The following is a 17,780-nucleotide window of genomic DNA, read 5'->3' as shown; positions in this document are numbered from 1 at the left end:
TGTAGGCATTGATCGGGCGGGATAGAAAGCTGCATAGGCGTTCTGGACTGAAACGCGGTCCCTGTGGGAGCGAGCTTGCTCGCGATACGGCGCTGCGGTTCCTAAGTTAGTTCACCTGAACCTTATCGCGGGCAAGCACCGCTCCCACAGGATTTGCGCCAGCCGCGAATCCCGCCTCGGTCAATCCAGCTTCTTGCGAATCCAGTACAGGAAGGTGCCATCTGCAGCCTGCTGATCCACCAGGTCATGGCCCAGGAACACGCAAAACTTGGGGATATCGCGGCGGGTAGACGGGTCGGTGGCGATGACCTTGAGCATGCCGCCCGGCTGAAGGTCACGGACCTTCTGGTGCAGCATCATCACCGGCTCAGGACAATTGAGACCGCTGGCGTCGAGGATGGCGTCAACGGGATGGTTTTCGATGGGTTCAGACATAAGCGCTCCAGAAACTGGCGGGCATTATCGCTTGATTCAGAGCTTGTATCCAATCTAGCTGCCGATGGCATCCTTGAGAAAGCCCGGCGCTATATAGCGCTCGTAATGCGCCTCCGACAGCAGGAAGAACTCCCGATCAATGGCGTCACGCAGATCAGGCAACGGCCAGTCGCGAAACTCCGGCAGCAGCGCCAGACCATAGGCTTCTATGTTGCTGATAACCCGCGCCCCCCGGGCAATCAACTGATAAGCCCAGCAATATTCCGACTGATTGGGAACGAAGCGGATCTTGCGCAATTCCAGTTGCTGACGCAGCTTGCCGGCATCGAACACTTCCAGCTTGGCGGTCATGACCTGGACCAGCAGTTGTTCAAGCCGCAGCCACACCGCTCTTTTCTCGGCCTCGTCATAGCCGTTCCAATTGATCACTTCATGGTGGAAACGCTTGCAGCCACGGCACACCAGATCCCCGTAAACGGTGGAGCAAAGGCCGACGCAGGGCGTTTTGATGATTTGATTTGGCATGGCAGGCAAGGCAACGACAGGCGAGAACGAGCGAGCATATTAGCCCTTTGTCTAACGGTGTTCACCCCCGAAGGTTTAGGGCTAACTTACCTTTAGGGAAGATTTGCCGTAGAATCAGCGAGCCTTTTAAGGCGCCAATGTCCGTTGGAAGCTGTTTTCAAAGCGTCACGAGCACAGTCAAAGTAACCCCGCAGTCCGGTGTTGACGCAGGTTTCAAGCCCTCGTCAACACTCATCAGCCGTCCTGCAGGCGTAAAACTTTGAAAACAGCTTCTGTAAGGAATTGCCGAAACCCTGACCAAGGAACTCAAAAAAGTTTCGTCGAGCAGGTTTTCAGGCAATTGCTGGATGAGCGTCCCGGACACCCATTTGGGACCACTGATGAGGGTAATACTGTGCTTGAAGCCTACCGTAAACACATCGAAGAGCGTGCCGCCCAGGGTATCGTGCCCCAGCCGCTTAACGCCGAACAAACTGCAGGCTTGATCGAGCTGCTGAAGAATCCACCGGCTGGCGAAGAAGCTTTCCTTGTCGATCTGATCACCAATCGCATTCCACCTGGCGTTGACGAAGCTGCCTACGTCAAAGCCGGTTTCCTGTCTGCCCTGGCCAAGGGCGAAGTCACCTCGCCACTGATCGATAAAAAGCGCGCTGTTGAACTGCTCGGCACCATGCAAGGCGGCTACAACATCGTGACCATGGTCGACCTGCTCGACGATGCGGAATTGTCGGCGGTTGCTGCTGAACAACTGAAGCACACCCTGCTGATGTTCGACGCGTTCCATGACGTCGCTGAAAAAGCCAAGAACGGCAACGCCAACGCTCAAGCAGTGCTGCAGTCCTGGGCTGACGGCGAGTGGTTCAAGAAGCGTCCGACCCTGGCTGACAAAATCAGCCTGCGCGTGTTCAAAGTCACCGGCGAAACCAACACTGACGACCTGTCCCCTGCCCCGGATGCATGGTCCCGTCCTGACATCCCGCTGCACGCCCTGGCCATGCTGAAAATGGCCCGTGACGGTATCGTTCCGGATGTACAAGGCTCCATCGGTCCGATGAAGCAGATCGAAGAAATGCGCGGCCAGGGCTTCCCGATTGCCTACGTAGGCGACGTGGTCGGCACCGGTTCTTCGCGTAAATCCGCGACCAACTCGGTTCTGTGGTTCTTCGGCGACGACGTTCCTTATGTTCCGAACAAGCGCGCTGGCGGTTTCTGCTTCGGCAGCAAAATCGCTCCGATCTTCTACAACACCATGGAAGATGCTGGCGCACTGCCAATCGAATTCGACGTCAGCAACATGCACATGGGCGACGTGATCGACCTGTACCCGCATGCTGGCAAAGTCTGCAAGCACGGCACCGACGAAGTCCTGACCACCTTCGAAATGAAGACGCCGGTTCTGTTGGACGAAGTTCGTGCTGGCGGTCGTATCCCGCTGATCATCGGCCGTGGCCTGACTGACAAGGCTCGCGCCGAACTGGGTCTGGGTCCAACCGATCTGTTCAAGCTGCCGGAGCCTCCGGCCGAGAGCACCAAGGGTTATACCCTGGCGCAGAAGATGGTCGGCAAGGCGTGCGGTCTGCCAGAAGGCAAAGGTGTGCGTCCAGGCACCTACTGCGAACCGAAAATGACCACCGTGGGTTCGCAAGATACCACTGGCCCGATGACCCGTGACGAGCTGAAAGACCTGGCTTGCCTGGGCTTCTCCGCCGATCTGGTCATGCAGTCTTTCTGCCACACCGCTGCTTATCCAAAACCGATCGACGTCACCACGCACCACACGCTGCCTGACTTCATCATGACCCGTGGCGGCGTTTCCCTGCGTCCGGGCGACGGCATTATCCACAGCTGGCTGAACCGTATGCTGCTGCCGGATACCGTCGGCACCGGTGGCGACTCCCACACCCGTTTCCCGATGGGCATCTCCTTCCCGGCCGGTTCCGGTCTGGTTGCGTTTGCTGCTGCCACCGGCGTTATGCCGCTGGACATGCCGGAATCGATCCTGGTCCGCTTCAAAGGCAAGATGCAACCTGGCATCACCCTGCGCGACCTGGTTCACGCCATTCCTTACTTCGCTATCCAGTCGGGCTTGTTGACGGTAGAGAAGAAAGGCAAGAAAAATGCGTTCTCCGGTCGCATCCTGGAAATCGAAGGCCTTGATGACCTGAGCATCGAGCAGGCATTCGAACTGTCCGACGCTTCGGCCGAACGCTCTGCTGCTGGCTGCACCATCAAGCTGTCGAAAGAGTCGATCACCGAGTACCTGAACTCCAACATCACCCTGCTGCGCTGGATGATCGGCGAAGGCTACGGCGATGTGCGGACTCTGGAACGTCGCGCTCAAGCGATGGAAGCCTGGGTTGCCAATCCTGAGCTGATGGTTGCCGATGCTGACGCCGAATACGCTGAAATCATCGAAATCGACCTGGCCGACGTCAAAGAGCCTGTGCTCTGCGCGCCGAACGATCCGGATGACGCCCGTCTGCTGTCCAGCGTTGCTGGCGAGAAGATCGACGAAGTGTTCATCGGTTCGTGCATGACCAACATCGGCCACTTCCGCGCTGCGGGCAAGCTGCTGGATAAGGTCAAAGGTCAATTGCCAACTCGTCTGTGGCTGTCGCCGCCGACCAAGATGGATGCTCACCAGCTGACGGAAGAAGGCTACTACGGCATCTACGGCAAAGCTGGCGCGCGCATGGAAATGCCGGGCTGCTCGCTGTGCATGGGTAACCAGGCACGTGTAGAGCCGAACTCGACAGTGGTTTCCACGTCGACCCGTAACTTCCCGAACCGTCTGGGCGATGGCGCGAATGTCTACCTGGCCTCGGCCGAGCTGGCATCCGTTGCCTCGATCCTGGGTCGCCTGCCGACCGTCGAGGAGTACATGGAATACGCGAAGCAGATCGACACCATGGCAGCGGACGTTTACCGCTACCTGAGCTTCGATCAGATCGCGGAGTTCCGTGAAGTCGCGGCGAACGCCAAGATCCCGGTTGTTCAAGCGTAAAGCGACACACAGCGTTTAAAAAACCCCGTCCTTGTGACGGGGTTTTTTATTGGGATTTTAGAACTGCTCACATAGAAGTGATTCCTGCGTACATATCCGTTGCTACGCTAACGGCTACTTACGCTTCCGCTCTTACAGCGGGTCACCTTTTACAAACGCCCTAATTTCAGAGCACGCACATAATGGATATGAACACCTAAACCAGACCGTCAGCCCCCCTCCCAAAACCACATTGTTTGCTATACACACTGAACCCTTCCCCCAATCCACTGCCTCACTCCTCATCATTTATCCAATTGCAGGCTCCCCCATGCGCACTCTCGAATTAGCGGGCAAAACAGTTCCGGTCATCGGTCAGGGCACCTGGCATATGGGCGAACGCCAAGACCAGCGCTCAGCCGAGATCCGCGCTCTGTGTCAAGGCATCGAACTGGGCATGAACCTGATCGACACCGCCGAAATGTATGCCGACGGCGAAGCCGAGAAAATTGTCGGCGAGGCCCTCGTCGGGCAGCGTGATTCGGTATTCGTGGTCAGCAAGGTCTACCCCCACAACGCCAGCCGCACAGGCATCCCTGCCGCCTGCGAACGTAGTCTCAGCCGCCTGAAAACCGACTACATCGACCTTTATATGCTGCACTGGCCCGGTTCCTACCCGCTGGAAGAAACCGTCGAAGCCTTCGAACGCCTGCGCGAAGAAGGCAAGATTGGCCGGTGGGGCGTGTCTAACTTCGACGTTGCCGACCTGCTCGAATTGAACAACCCGAACTGCGCCACCAACCAGGTGCTCTACAACCCGGAAGACCGCGCCATTGAATTCGACCTGCTCCCTTGGGCCGAAGCCAACGGCCTGCCAATCATGGCCTACTGCCCTATCGGCCAGGGCCAAGCCGGTAATCTGCTGCACCACCCTGCCCTCCATGAAGTCGCCGCCCGCCATAATGCGACTCCGGCGCAGGTCAGCCTGGCGTGGGTGTTGCGCCGCAACAATATGATTGCCATCCCCAAGGCGGTGAATCCGGATCATGTGAAGCTCAATGCGGCGGCTGCCGAACTGATGCTCACTGCTGACGATCTGGCGCTCATCGACCGTGCATGGCCGATACCGACACGCAAGTTGCCCCTGGCCATGGTTTGACGCCACCCTGCATTTAACAAACAGAAACAAATCGCAACAAAACTGAAATAATCGCTTGTCATGATGCGCACTTCGTCCTTTTGCCACGGACCAGGCGCATCACGGCCAGCGAGCAGTCATGAATCAAAGCATCGTGCAAAACCATCAGGATTCAGACCTCTTCGGCCTGCTCTACGGTTTCAGTTTCATGCCCGGGGAAGCGGGTCGGGAGATCGGCTCTGCGGCTGCATTGGAGCGACTGGAAGCCACTGAAACCAGCGATGAATTCATCTGGTTGCATCTGAATCTGGCCCACGCCGCATGTGAGCGCTGGATGAAGACCCATCTCCGCTTACCCGAGGAGTTCTTCGAGGCGCTGCACGAAGGCTCCCGTTCCACCCGAATTGAACATGTGGATGCCGCGCTGCTCGCGGTGGTCAACGATGTGGTGTTCGACTTCAACATGTTGTCCACCGACATCTCCACCTTATGGGTCTGCACTCACCGCAACCTGCTGATTACCGCCCGATTGCACCCCTTGCGCTCGGTGGACAAGCTGCGCTCCTCAGTCAAACGCGGCGAGCAATTTCGCTCGCCACTGGAACTGCTGGCGCATCTGCTGCGCGATCAGGGCGAAGTGCTGACCCAGTTTCTGCGCAAGACCAGCCTGAGTGTCGACAAGATCGAGGACCAGTTGCTGTCACAACGCCTGAGTAATAACCGCTCGGAGCTGGGTGCCATGCGCCGGGTTCTGGTACGTCTGCAACGTCTATTGGCGCTGGAGCCTGGCTCCCTGATGCGCCTGCTGCATCGCCCGCCTCAGTGGTTACTTGAGGAAGACGTTCAGGAATTGCGCCAGTCAACCGAAGAGTCGGCCCTGGTGATCAGCGATCTGGTAGCGCTGGGCGAGCGCATAAAATTATTGCAGGAAGAAATCGCCGCCAACCTCAACGAGCAAAGTAGCCGCACCCTGTTCACCCTGACCGTGGTCACGGTGCTGGCCCTGCCGATAAATATCGTCGCCGGTTTCTTTGGCATGAACGTCGGCGGCATACCGCTGGCCAGCGATCCACATGGGTTCTGGGTGCTGGTGGCGTTGGTCGCGACCTTCACCTTCATCGCCGGACGCTGGGCGTTTCGCAAGAACCGCGATCAAGGGTAAGGACTGCACACACCTGTGAGAGCGGTGCTTGCCCGCGATAAGGTACACGCGATCTGAAGTGAATCGTGTCCGAACTTATCGCGGGCAAGCACCGCTCCCACATAAAACGCATTCAAACCCCAACAGCTGCCAACCATCTGAAAAACCATATTCATTGATCTATGTCGCAACCCGGTAACATTTTGTAATGAACATAGGCGCAATACCTTTGCCAACAGGATTGCGCATCATGGCTACCAGTACCTTGGCCCCTGATTCCATTGCCCAGGCCAGCGATTCAAGACCCCATCTCACTCGCAAACCCAGCACCCTCACCATGGTGGTTTTCTTCGCCATTCTGGCCATGGGTCTGTTGTTTACCGCCTACAGCCTGAAACAGGATGTGGACAACATGGGCACGGTGGTCACGACCTGGACGCCGTTTCTGCTCTTGGGCGTCGCGCTCTTGATTGCGCTGGGTTTCGAGTTCGTCAACGGCTTCCATGACACCGCCAATGCGGTCGCCACGGTGATCTACACCCACTCCTTGCCGCCGGGTTTTGCAGTGGTATGGTCGGGCGTTTTCAACTTCCTGGGGGTGTTGTTTTCCAGCGGTGCGGTGGCATTCGGCATCATCGCCCTGTTGCCCGTAGAGCTGATTCTGCAAGTCGGTTCCGGTGCTGGCTTTGCCATGATCTTTGCCCTGCTGATCGCTGCGATCATCTGGAACCTCGGTACATGGTGGCTGGGCCTGCCGGCTTCGTCTTCCCATACCCTGATCGGCTCGATCATCGGCGTCGGCATCGCCAACGCCTTGATGCACGGGCGCGAGGGCACCAGCGGCGTGGACTGGTCCCAGGCCACAAAAATCGGCTACTCGCTGCTGTTGTCGCCATTGGTAGGGTTCAGCTGTGCGGCGTTGCTGTTGCTGGCCATGCGCTTTTTCATCAAGAACCGCGCTTTGTACAAAGCGCCGAAAGGTAATTCGCCTCCGCCTTGGTGGATTCGCGGCATGCTGATTGTTACCTGCACCGGCGTGTCATTCGCCCACGGTTCCAACGACGGGCAGAAAGGCATGGGTCTGATCATGCTGATACTGGTCGGCACTCTGCCCATGGCTTACGCCCTGAACCGCACCATGCCCGCCGATCAATCCGTACAGTTTGCCGCCGTGGCCGAAGTGACTCAGCAGGCGCTGACCCGCAGCGCGCCACTGCCCGCCCCGGCTGATCCGCGACAAACCTTGTCGGCCTATCTGGTGAGCAAACAGGCCACGCCTGAGCTAATCCCGGCTCTGGCGGTGATGGCTGGCAAGATCGGCATTCAGGTCAAAGGCTACGGCTCATTATCGAAAGTCCCCGCCGAAGCGGTCGCCAACGTGCGTAACGACATGTACCTGACCTCGGAAACCATCCGCCTGATGGAGAAAAACAAGGTCGGTAATTTCGATGCGGACACGCAGGACAAGCTAAAGCTGTTCAAGGACCAGATCGACAGCGCCACCCGCTTCATCCCCACCTGGGTAAAAATCGCCGTGGCCATCGCTTTGGGCCTGGGCACACTGGTGGGTTGGCGGCGCATCGTGGTGACGGTGGGTGAGAAGATCGGTAAAACCCACATGACTTACGCCCAAGGGGCGTCCGCAGAGGTGGTAGCGATGATGACCATTGGCGCGGCCGACATGTACGGCTTGCCGGTGTCCACCACCCACGTGCTGTCTTCAGGAGTAGCGGGCTCCATGGTCGCCAATGGCTCCGGCCTGCAACTGCGGACCTTGCGTAACCTGGCCATGGCCTGGGTGCTGACTCTACCGGCGGCGATCCTGCTGTCGGGGTCGCTGTACTGGCTGTTTATCAAGATTTTCTGATATCGCTCGCCGGCAATAAATGCGCCTTGAGAAAGTCGATCAGGGCGCGCAATTTCGGCGATGCATGCTGACTGGTGGGCCAGAGCATCCAAAGCGTACCGTGACTGAGGGTATAGTCTTCCAGCACGACCTCCAGCTCGCCCCTTTGCAGCGCGTCATTGACGACGAAATCTGCGAGGTACGCGATCCCCACCCCCTGTCTGGCCATGTAGTACAGGGATTGGGTGGTGGTGCAGGTGGCGGCTTTCTTCAGGCTCGGGACGGGCAAGCCGTCAACGGTACGCAGTGGCCAGGGTTCGATTTTGCCGGTGGCGGGAAACTTGTGCAGCAAGCCGATATGCCCCTTCAGGTCGCTGGGCGTCGCGGGCACGCCGTAGGTTTGCAAGTAATCGGGAGAGGCCACCAGCATCAGACGAAAATCTCCCAGATGGCGCGACGCCAGTCGTGAATCTTGCAGGGTGCCGGTGCGAATCACGGCATCGAAGCCTTCCTCGATGATGTCCACCATGCGATCCGACAGGTCGATGTCCAGTTCGATATCGGGGTAGCGGCGCATGAACTCGGTCAACACCGGCATCATCAAGCCATCCTGCAAAGGCACGCTGATGTGTAACTTGCCCTTGGGCTCGCCGCTCAGGTGTGACAGCTCCAGCTCCGCCGCTTCGACTTCACCCAATATCCGCCGACAGCGCTCCAGAAACAGCGCGCCCTCCGCAGTGAGCGTGATGCTGCGGGTGCTGCGATGAAACAGGCGCACTCCCAGTCGCCCCTCAAGGCGAGCGATGCTCTTGCCAACCGCCGAGGATGACACCTCAAGCACCCGCGCCGCCGCCGTGAAGCTACGTGTTTCGGCGACCTGCACGAAGATGCCGATACCGCTGAGGCTGTCCATTTCAACACCTGATTTGTAGTAGCGATCGGAGGGGTTTCACTTATACACCGCAGCGCCTGATTCGCGGGCAAGTCGGAATGCCGCCCACTCGCGCCAACGGAAAATCACCGAACCCGTTGGAGCGAGTGGGCGGCATTCCGACTTGCCCGCGAAGAACGATGACGCGGTATATCTGAAAAAACCTGATCCCTGTGGGATATACCGCCTGATTACGGACACATGTGTCCGCTATGTCCGGAACCTTAGCCTGTTTTTCCGCTAACCACAGCCAATTAATCTGCACGCTTCCGATTTGGGCTGATCGCAGATGACTGATAACTCGCTTGAACTCACTGAACAAACCGCAACTGAACGTTTGCCGCTGGCTGCCCTTCTGGCCCTGGCCATGGCTGGCTTTCTGACCATACTCACCGAGGCGCTGCCTGCCGGGCTGCTGCCGCTGATGAGTTCTGACTTGCAGGTATCCGCCACTCTGGTTGGCCAACTGGTAACGGCTTATGCCGTAGGGTCACTGCTGGCCGCTATCCCCCTGACCGCCGCAACCCGCCACTGGCGTCGACGACCGCTGTTATTGATCGCCATTGGGGGTTTTGCGGTGGTCAACAGTATTACGGCCTGGTCGACAGACTATTGGCTGACCCTGGCTTCGCGGTTTTGTGCAGGGGTCTTTGCAGGGTTGCTCTGGTCGTTGTTGGCCGGGTACGCCAGCCGGCTGGTGCCGGAGCATTTGCGGGGTCGTGCGATAGCCGTGGCCATGGTCGGTACACCGCTGGCGTTGTCCATCGGCATTCCTGCCGGGACGCTACTGGGTTCGGCCATTGGCTGGCGCTGGACTTTCGCCATCATGAGCGTCTTCAGCCTGATCCTGGTGATCTGGGCGCGACTCAGCCTGGCGGACTTCCCAGGTCAGAACCAACAGCAACGCCAGTCGATTCGCCAGGTGTTCGTCATGCCCGGTATCCGGCCAGTGCTGCTGACCACGCTGATATTCGTTCTGGCGCATAACATTCTCTATACCTACATCGCACCGTTACTGGAGCCTGCCGGCCTGGCTGCGCAGGTGGATCGCGTGTTGCTCGCCTTTGGTATCGCGGCGCTGCTAGGGATCTGGCTGGTGGGGATCTTGATCGACCGCTGGTTGCGGGAGTTGGTACTGATCAGTATCGGGCTGTTCCTGCTGACAGCTATCGCCTGGGCGCTGAACGGCGAGAACGGCCAGCTGATTTATTTGTATGTGGTGCTTTGGGGCATTGCCTTTGGGGGCGCGGCGACCTTGTTCCAGACCGCATCAGCGATGACCGGTGGAAAGGCGGCCGATGTCAGCCAGTCCATGATCGTCACCGTATGGAATCTGGGCATTGCCGGGGGAGGCCTGGTTGGCGGCCTGCTGCTACAAGGCTACGGTGTGCAGTCCTTCAGCTGGCTGGTGGCCATCCTGCTGATCATCGCATTAATGATCAGCGCCAGCGCCCATCGCGCTGGCTTTCCGACCACCCGACAGGGTCAAGCCTGAAGCGCGAACAACGCTACTTCCGGCGCGTCGCTGACCCATTGCTGGCTGACACTCCAACCCGCCGTCGCCGCCAGGGCGGCAAACGACTCAGGGGTGAACTTGTGGGAGTTCTCCGTGTGCAGACGCTCGCCCTGGCTGAAATGGAAGGTTTGCCCGGCCACCGACGCGGTTTGCTCCCGGCGACTGACAAGGTGCATTTCCATACGCTGCTGCTCATCGTTCCACAGCGCCAGATGCTCAAAGCCGTCCACTTCAAACGTACCGTCCAGTTCGCGGTTGATCCGGGTCAGCAGGTTCTTGTTGAAACGCCCGGTGACGCCTTGGGCATCGTCGTAGGCGGCCACCAGGATTTGCGGGTCCTTGACCAGATCGACGCCAACAATAAAGTGGGCGTTATCACCCAGTAGCGTGCGAGCTGAACGCAGAAACTTCACCGCTTGTTCCGGGGTGAAGTTACCGATGGTGGAGCCAGGGAAGAATCCAACTCGGGTCAAACCGTCGGCAGCCCGCGGCAGTTTCAAGGCGCGGGTGAAATCGTCGATTTGCGGGGCGACGGTTAGGTGTGGGTACTTGATGTTGAGCTGATGAGCGGCCTTGTTAAGGGCGTTGGCGCTGATATCGATGGGCACGTAAACCGCAATCTGCGGCGCGGCGTCCAGTAACAGGCAGGTTTTTTCGCTAGCCCCGCTGCCAAATTCCACCAGCGCTGCGCCCTCTGGAATCGCTGCTGCCATTTGCTCAACCACCTCGGTCAGCAAACGGGTCTCGGCCCGGGTTGGGTAGTATTCAGGGGTCTGACAAATCCCTTCAAACAGCTCGGAACCCGCCGCGTCGTAAAAATACTTGGGTGACAGGTTCTTCACCGGCGACGACAACCCGGCAATCACATCACGGGCGAACTCGCTTTCGTAGGGGTTGACCATCTCCGGCTGGCGGCTGTCACGGGCCAGACGCAGGCCGGATACCACCCAGCGCTTTTCCGGGTGGAAGAAGTTGCGATACGTTGCTCGGGAATGGCTCGGCGAAGTCACGCTGGCACCGCCACGCAACACCATCTGGTTGATCATGAACTTGCCGTTGTACTCCCCCACCGCACTGGCGGCCGGGCGAAACCCTGGATAGGCGCTGTAAGAACTTTGCGTCCACTGCCAGGCCACGTCGTCCACCTGTTCCAGCAAACCTGCGACCACTGCCGCTTCCCACTCGGCCTCAGTGGGCAGACGCGCGTCGGCCCAATGGGCGTAGGCTGCAGCTTCGTAATAGCTGATGTGGGTAACCGGCGCGTTGGGATCGATGGCTTCCAGGCCGCGCAAGGTCATCTGCCGCCAGCCGTGGACCTCGTCGTGCTGCCAGTACATCGGCGCATTCCAGCTATTTTCCTGCACCACGGTCCAGCCTTCTGACAACCACAGGCCCGCCTGGCTATAGCCGCCGGCATTGATGAATTTCAGCCACTCGCCGTTGGTCACCAGCCGGTCGCTGATCTCGAAAGATTGCAGGTACGTGGTATGTCGCGGGCCTTCATTGTCGAAAGCGAAATCCGCGCCCCGGTGACCGATTTCAGTCAGGCCGCCCTTGAGCGGTTTGTACTGACCGCGCCGCCCGGAAAGATCCTTGGGCCACTGGGCGTCATAAGCCGGTTTGAGCGAAGAAGTGCTGAACAGATGCAGGATGTCCATCAACAGCAATTCCTGATGCTGCTCTTCATGAGCCAGCCCCAGTTCGATCAGACTGCTTAGCTCATCTGGCAACACACTTTGCAGCAGGCGCTCCATGTGCTGGTCCACATAATCGCGGTAAGCCAGAACCTGATCCACGCCGGGCCGGGTCATCAAGCCACGCTGCGGCCTGGGATGACGCGGCCCGACGGCTTCGTAATAGGAGTTGAAGAGATAGCCGAAGGTCGGGTCGAAATGCGTGTAACCACTGAGGTTTTCACTGAGCAGGAAAGTCTCGAAGAACCAGGTGGTGTGTGCCATGTGCCATTTGGCCGGGCTGGCATCGGGCATGGATTGGACGACCATGTCCTCGGCGCTCAGCGGCGCGGCCAGGCTTTGGGTTCGTCCGCGTACGCTCTGATAGCGCTTGAGCAGTTCATTGGCTGCTGGGGTTTGGCGCAGCTCAGGTGAGTGGCTGGTCATCAGTGTTTATCTCCGGCATGGCCGCGGCCTGTTTGGTCAGGAAAGTGCGGCATCGAGCATTTCTATTGCTTTCTAGGTCCATGCGCCGGAAGAACCCACTGCCGGCACTACAAAGCCTTGCCCGGACGGGATATCAATCTTCAACCTTGGGACATCTCGGTCTCGAAGGTCACCTTGTCGGCGTAGAACGCAACGTGTCCTTTGATCTGCGCAACCGCCCGGTAAGGGTTTTCATAGGTCCAGACCGTGTTCTGGATGCGCTGTCCGTTGATATCGAGGCTGAAGTAATTGGCATCGCCTTTGTACGGGCAGTGGCTTTGATGTTCACTGCGCACGTAATGTTCAATCCGAATATCCGAACGGGGTATATAGATAACCGGCGGGTATTTAGCCTCTTCCAGCAACAATGCAGCATCGCTTCGCGCTACCAGTACGCCTTTGCACAGCACGCTGACGCGACCCTTGCAGGGCGTAATGGTGATGGGGTGATCGTGATCAGGGGTTTTCATGGTCGAAGGTCTCTCAGATCGAAACGCCTGTAGCTGGAGTCGTAGGAGCGCGCTTGCCCGCGATAGCGCCAAACCAGACGATATTTTTTTTGACTGATCCACCGCTATCGCGTTCAAGCGCGCTCCTACAGGATTCCGTGTTTGCTGCAGGACAGCGCGGTGCCTGTACAGCGGGTGCAACGTTGTACGGCAATGAGTCTAGCCAGCCCTGGCCAGCAGGCAATGACGGTGCTGGAAGGGAACGTTTTCACCAGTCCCGCATCCGAACCCTTTATGCTGTGCACAAAGATTTCCGAGGTCTTGTAATGAATGATTTATCCCGGCTGCTCGATGCCTTGTCCCAGGCTCAGGTCGATGGGCAGGACGCAGTGATCGCGACCGTGGTCAAGGTCGAAGGCTCGGCTTATCGACGCCCCGGCGCCCGCATGGTGATTCCCCAACTCGGCAGCGCGACAGGCACAGTAAGCGGCGGCTGCCTGGAAAGCGATGTCAGCAAGAAAGCCTGGTGGCTGACCGCCGCTGGCAAACCTGTGATTCGCACTTACAGCACTGGGGAAGATGACGACGAACTGGAAGACGCCGAACTCAGCTTCGGCCTGGGCTGCAACGGCACGGTGCACATCCTGTTCGAGCGCACGAGTGAGCGAACGCCATCGCTGGCGGTCAGTGTGCTGCAACAGGTGCAGACCAGCTCACGTCCCGCTGCCCTGGCAACAGTGATATTTTCCGACGATGAACGGCACACTGCCGTCGGCGAACGTGCAGCGATCAGACCAGACGGTCAGTGTGACGTGCAATTGCAGGATCGGGACTTGAGTGCACTGATATCAGCCGATCTCCACATCGTGCTGGAGTCTGGCAAATCGGCGATTCGCAGCTATCAAGGCAGCAGCGGATGGGTTCAAGTGCTGCTGGAATATATCCCTGCCCCGAGACGGCTGGTGATCTTCGGCGCTGGCCATGACGCCGTGCCGCTGGTAAGCATGGCCCGCCTGCAGGGCTGGCACACCACGGTCATCGACGCGCGCACACATTTTGCCCGCCCGGACCGTTTTGTCGACGCTGACCATGTCGCCGCAATGCCCCTGCAGCCGTTTGCCGGACTGCAGGCGCTTGTGGAGGATGCTGCTGTGGTGGTCATGACCCACAGCTTCACTCAGGATCGCCATTGGCTGAGCCAAGTGCTCGCGCTCAAGCCGCGTTATATCGGCCAGTTAGGGCCACGCAGCCGGACCGAGCGCCTGCTGGATGAAATTCCCGACAACCCGCGCCATGCACCCGCCTTCGCCGCACTGCACTACCCGGTAGGCCTGGATCTGGGCGGCGACACGCCACAATGCGTGGCCCTGTCGATCCTCGCCGAGATCAACGCCGTGCTCAACCAGCGTCAGGGCGGCATGCTCAAGCATCGTGAAGCGAGCATTCATGCTGCGGATGTGATCATGCCGGGTGAACCGGCGATGCAGATGATGGGGTCTTAAGTGTTTGGCGACATCCAGACCGTAAGAGGTTCTGTGGGAGCGGTGCTTGCCCGCGATTAGGCCGAACTCGGTTGACTTTAAATCGCGTGCAGCCTTATCGCGGGCAAGCACCGCTCCCACAGACTATCGTCAGCCAATAAAATTGCTTCGCCCTCCAGGTCCCATTCATGAGCAGTAAATACCCCACCCGCGAATGGGCGCCCCACGAAAAGCCGACCATGCCGGGGTCGCCTTCGACGCCTCTGCATTCCACCGGCAAACGCTGGGCGTTTGCTCTGGTCGGAGTGATCGTGGCGCTGACCGGCGGGTTGGGCAACGCTCTGGTGATCGCCAACCTGCCGTATCTGCAAGGTTCGCTGTCAGCCACCACCGCGGAAATCGCCTGGTTGCCTGCGGCCTACGTGATGACCAACGTATCAATGAACCTGGTGCTGGTGAAATTTCGCCAGCAGTTCGGTCTGCGCACCTTCACCGAATTGTTCCTGGTGTTGTATGCACTGGTGACCTTTGCCCACCTGTTCGTCAACGACCTGAATTCAGCCATCGCCGTTCGCGCGGCCCACGGCATGGTCGGTGCGGCCCTGTCGACCCTGGGCCTGTACTACATGATTCAGGCCTTCCCGCAGAAATGGCGATTGAAAGCGCTGGTGCTCGGGCTGGGCACTGCGCAACTGGCGATCCCCATGGCGCGGCTGGTGTCAGAGGACTTGTTGCAGATTGCCGAATGGCGCGGCCTTTACCTGTTTGAACTGGGCATGGCTTTGTTGTCCCTGGGCTGCGTGCTGCTGCTCAAACTGCCACCGGGGGATCGCTTCAAAGCCTTCGAGAAACTGGATTTCCTGACCTTCGGCCTGCTTTCAATCGGTTTTGCCCTGCTCTGCGCCGTGCTGTCCCTGGGCCGCATCGAATGGTGGTTTGAAGAGCCGTGGATCGGCCTGGCCTCAGCGGCATCCATTGCGCTGATCTGCGCAGGACTTGCGATCGAACACAATCGCAGCAATCCGTTGCTGATCACCCGCTGGCTGGGCAGTGGCACGATCCTGCGCCTGGGGCTGGCGGTGATTCTGTTTCGCGTGGTCCTGTCTGAACAATCCGTTGGTGCGGTGGGCTTCCTGCAAACCCTGAACATGGGCTCGGAGCAACTGCACTCGCTGTACATGGTGATGCTGCTGGGCAGTATTGCCGGGCTGGCGGTCAGCGCCTGGACCATCCACCCGCAGCACTTGATCAAACCCTTGCTGATTTCCCTGGCGATGATCGCGGCTGGCGCCTGGATGGACAGCAGCTCCACCAACCTGACACGCCAATCGAACATGTACCTGAGCCAGTTCCTGCTGGCCTTCGGCGGCACCTTCTTTCTTGGCCCGACCCTGGTTCTGGGCATCAGCAGCGTGATCGCCAACCCGCGCAACATGGTGAGTTTCTCGGTGCTGTTCGGGATCACTCAGAACCTGGGCGGGCTGATCGGCTCGGCAGTGTTCGGCACCTTCCAGATAGTGCGGGAAAAATTCCACTCCAGCGTGCTGGTCGAGCATTTGACCCTGATCAACCCGCAAGTCCAGGCCCGGTTGCAAAGCAGCAGCGCCAGCTACGCTTCAGCCATTGCCGATCCATCGGCGCGAACCAATCTGGGCGTCCGCAGCATCGCCAGTATGGCCACCCGGGAAGCCAACATCCTGGCCTACAACGACGTGTTCATGCTGATCGCACTGGTGGCAGTGCTGACCATGCTCTGGATCTCGCTTCGCGTCACCTGGCTGAAAATGACCACCAGACCGATTGCAGGTTTTACCCCGGCACCGACTAATTCGACTTCCGTAACCTCTTCTTCAACTCCTTCTGCAACTTCAAGCGGCGCTCAATCTTCATGACCGAACCGACCAAGCCTTCCGTTTCGCCCAACAGCGCCCCCTCTTCCGCGCCCAATCAACCGGCTTCCGCCGGGGCGCCGCCCGCGCCGGCATCCATGCCTGCCAGCAGCCGGCCGCGCTCGACCCGGGCACGCGTCATTTCTTCGGCGATCTTTGCCACTGTGGCCCTGATCGGGATTCTGATAGTGCTCTACGCCTGGCAACTGTTCCCGTTCAGCAGCCCTATCGAAAGTACCGAAAATGCTCTGGTTCGCGGCCAGACCACAATCATCAGCCCGCAGCTGAGCGGTTATGTGTTTGAGGTGCCGGTGCATGATTTCCAATTCGTCAAAGCGGGTGACCTGCTGGTTCGTCTGGACGACCGGATTTACCGCCAGCACCTGAATCAGTCACTGGCGCAACTGGGCATCCAGAAAGCAGCCCTGGCCAACAACCTGCAACAACGCCGCAGCGCCGAAGCCACCATCGCGCAACGCAAGGCGGCGCTGGACAACAGCATCGCCCAGAGCCGCAAGTCCGCTGCTGATCTGCGGCGCAATCAGGCGTTGGTCACGGACGGCTCGGTGTCCAAAAGCGAGCTGGACGTAACGCGTGCCGCCGACGCCCAGGCCATCGCCGCTGTGGCCGAAGCCCGGGCCGCGCTGGATATCGCCCGGGAAGACCTGCAAACCGTGATCGTCAATCGAGGCTCGCTGGAAGCGTCGGTGGCCAACGCAGAAGCGGCTATCGAGCTGGCACGGATCGACTTGACCAACACCCGCATCCTCGCCCCACGTGACGGCCAGTTGGGGCAGATCGGCGTGCGCCTGGGGGCCTACGTCAATTCAGGAGCGCAGTTGATGGCACTGGTACCCAAACGCCTGTGGGTCATGGCCAATTTGAAAGAAACTCAGATGGCCCACGTGCGCCTGGGTCAACCGGTGACGTTCACCGTGGATGCCCTGGGTCATCAGAAACTGCACGGCCGGGTGCAACGTATCTCACCGGCGACCGGCTCAGAGTTCAGCCTGCTGCCCGCTGACAACGCCACCGGTAACTTCGTGAAAATTGCCCAGCGGATCCCGGTACGCATCATCGTCGAAGCCAATGAGCCACTGCTCGAACACCTGCGGCCGGGCATGTCGGTGGTCGTCAGCATCGATACCAGCCAGGACGGTGAGGTGCCAGCGGATCCCGAGTAAACAGGCCAGAGAAGGCACGCGCGCCCATCAAAAAATAGCTGTCTGAATTGAAATGCTTTTTCTGTAGGAGTGAGCTTGCTCGCGATAAAGTCGGAACGACATT

Annotated in this window: 13 protein-coding genes; 8 read left to right on the top strand and 5 right to left on the bottom strand. The window is 59.0% G+C overall.

Features of this window, described 5'->3' with window-relative positions; translation table 11 throughout:
• Nucleotides 1–180: 180 nt before the first annotated feature.
• Together tusA and IV01_RS00675 are read right to left on the bottom strand one after the other, a co-directional pair.
• On the bottom strand, nt 181–435 hold the full coding sequence (gene tusA / locus IV01_RS00670) for a sulfurtransferase TusA (protein ID WP_032631908.1): 255 nt from the start codon (nt 433–435) through the stop codon (nt 181–183).
• Between the two features lie 54 nt (nt 436–489).
• Nucleotides 490–960, bottom strand: a complete 471-nt coding sequence (locus IV01_RS00675) for a DUF1289 domain-containing protein (protein ID WP_032631907.1) — start codon at nt 958–960, stop codon at nt 490–492.
• A gap of 394 nt (nt 961–1,354) precedes the next feature.
• On the opposite strand from IV01_RS00675, the gene acnB reads away from it, so the two are divergent.
• From acnB to IV01_RS00695, 4 genes are all read left to right on the top strand, one after another.
• Nucleotides 1,355–3,964 (top strand): bifunctional aconitate hydratase 2/2-methylisocitrate dehydratase, encoded by a 2,610-nt coding sequence (acnB, locus tag IV01_RS00680; RefSeq protein WP_032631905.1) that lies wholly within the window; start codon nt 1,355–1,357, stop codon nt 3,962–3,964.
• Nucleotides 3,965–4,274: 310 nt separating this feature from the next.
• Complete coding sequence (locus tag IV01_RS00685; protein ID WP_032631904.1) at nt 4,275–5,102, top strand: aldo/keto reductase; 828 nt, start codon at nt 4,275–4,277, stop codon at nt 5,100–5,102.
• A 118-nt stretch (nt 5,103–5,220) separates the two neighbouring features.
• Nucleotides 5,221–6,243, top strand: coding sequence for a transporter (locus IV01_RS00690; RefSeq protein WP_032631903.1), 1,023 nt, complete (start codon nt 5,221–5,223; stop codon nt 6,241–6,243).
• Nucleotides 6,244–6,472: 229 nt separating this feature from the next.
• Nucleotides 6,473–8,089, top strand: coding sequence for an inorganic phosphate transporter (locus IV01_RS00695; RefSeq protein ID WP_032631902.1), 1,617 nt, complete (start codon nt 6,473–6,475; stop codon nt 8,087–8,089).
• Here IV01_RS00695 and IV01_RS00700 read toward each other — a convergent pair.
• Nucleotides 8,076–8,981 (bottom strand): LysR family transcriptional regulator, encoded by a 906-nt coding sequence (locus IV01_RS00700; RefSeq protein ID WP_032631901.1) that lies wholly within the window; start codon nt 8,979–8,981, stop codon nt 8,076–8,078. The genes IV01_RS00695 and IV01_RS00700 overlap by 14 nt on opposite strands.
• Before the next feature lie 307 nt (nt 8,982–9,288).
• On the opposite strand from IV01_RS00700, the gene IV01_RS00705 reads away from it, so the two are divergent.
• A complete protein-coding gene (locus tag IV01_RS00705; protein WP_032631899.1) occupies nt 9,289–10,494 on the top strand; it encodes an MFS transporter in 1,206 nt (401 codons plus the stop codon).
• Here the strand turns inward: IV01_RS00705 and egtB are convergent.
• The gene (gene egtB, locus IV01_RS00710; protein WP_032631898.1) at nt 10,485–12,635 is read right to left on the bottom strand and encodes an ergothioneine biosynthesis protein EgtB; all 2,151 of its coding nucleotides are present in this window, start codon (nt 12,633–12,635) and stop codon (nt 10,485–10,487) included. The genes IV01_RS00705 and egtB overlap by 10 nt on opposite strands.
• Nucleotides 12,636–12,775: 140 nt before the next feature.
• Entirely contained in the window at nt 12,776–13,144 is a 369-nt protein-coding gene (locus IV01_RS00715; RefSeq protein WP_032631897.1) for a DUF427 domain-containing protein, read from the bottom strand.
• A 305-nt stretch (nt 13,145–13,449) separates the two neighbouring features.
• On the opposite strand from IV01_RS00715, the gene IV01_RS00720 reads away from it, so the two are divergent.
• From IV01_RS00720 to IV01_RS00730, 3 genes are all read left to right on the top strand, one after another.
• Nucleotides 13,450–14,625: an XdhC family protein gene (locus IV01_RS00720; protein ID WP_032631895.1), complete on the top strand. Its 1,176-nt coding sequence runs from the start codon at nt 13,450–13,452 to the stop codon at nt 14,623–14,625.
• Nucleotides 14,626–14,792: 167 nt separating this feature from the next.
• A complete protein-coding gene (locus IV01_RS00725; protein WP_032631894.1) occupies nt 14,793–16,496 on the top strand; it encodes an MFS transporter in 1,704 nt (567 codons plus the stop codon).
• The gene (locus IV01_RS00730; protein WP_032631893.1) at nt 16,493–17,677 is read left to right on the top strand and encodes an HlyD family secretion protein; all 1,185 of its coding nucleotides are present in this window, start codon (nt 16,493–16,495) and stop codon (nt 17,675–17,677) included. Before IV01_RS00725 ends, IV01_RS00730 begins: the two co-directional genes overlap by 4 nt.
• Nucleotides 17,678–17,780 lie beyond the last annotated feature (103 nt).

It is taken from the genome of Pseudomonas syringae (assembly GCF_000737245.1).
In the GTDB taxonomy this organism is placed as follows: Bacteria; Pseudomonadota; Gammaproteobacteria; order Pseudomonadales; family Pseudomonadaceae; genus Aquipseudomonas; species Aquipseudomonas syringae_J.
The sequence above is the reverse complement of the archived record's forward strand: the minus strand, read 5'-3'. Positions and strand labels throughout refer to the sequence as shown.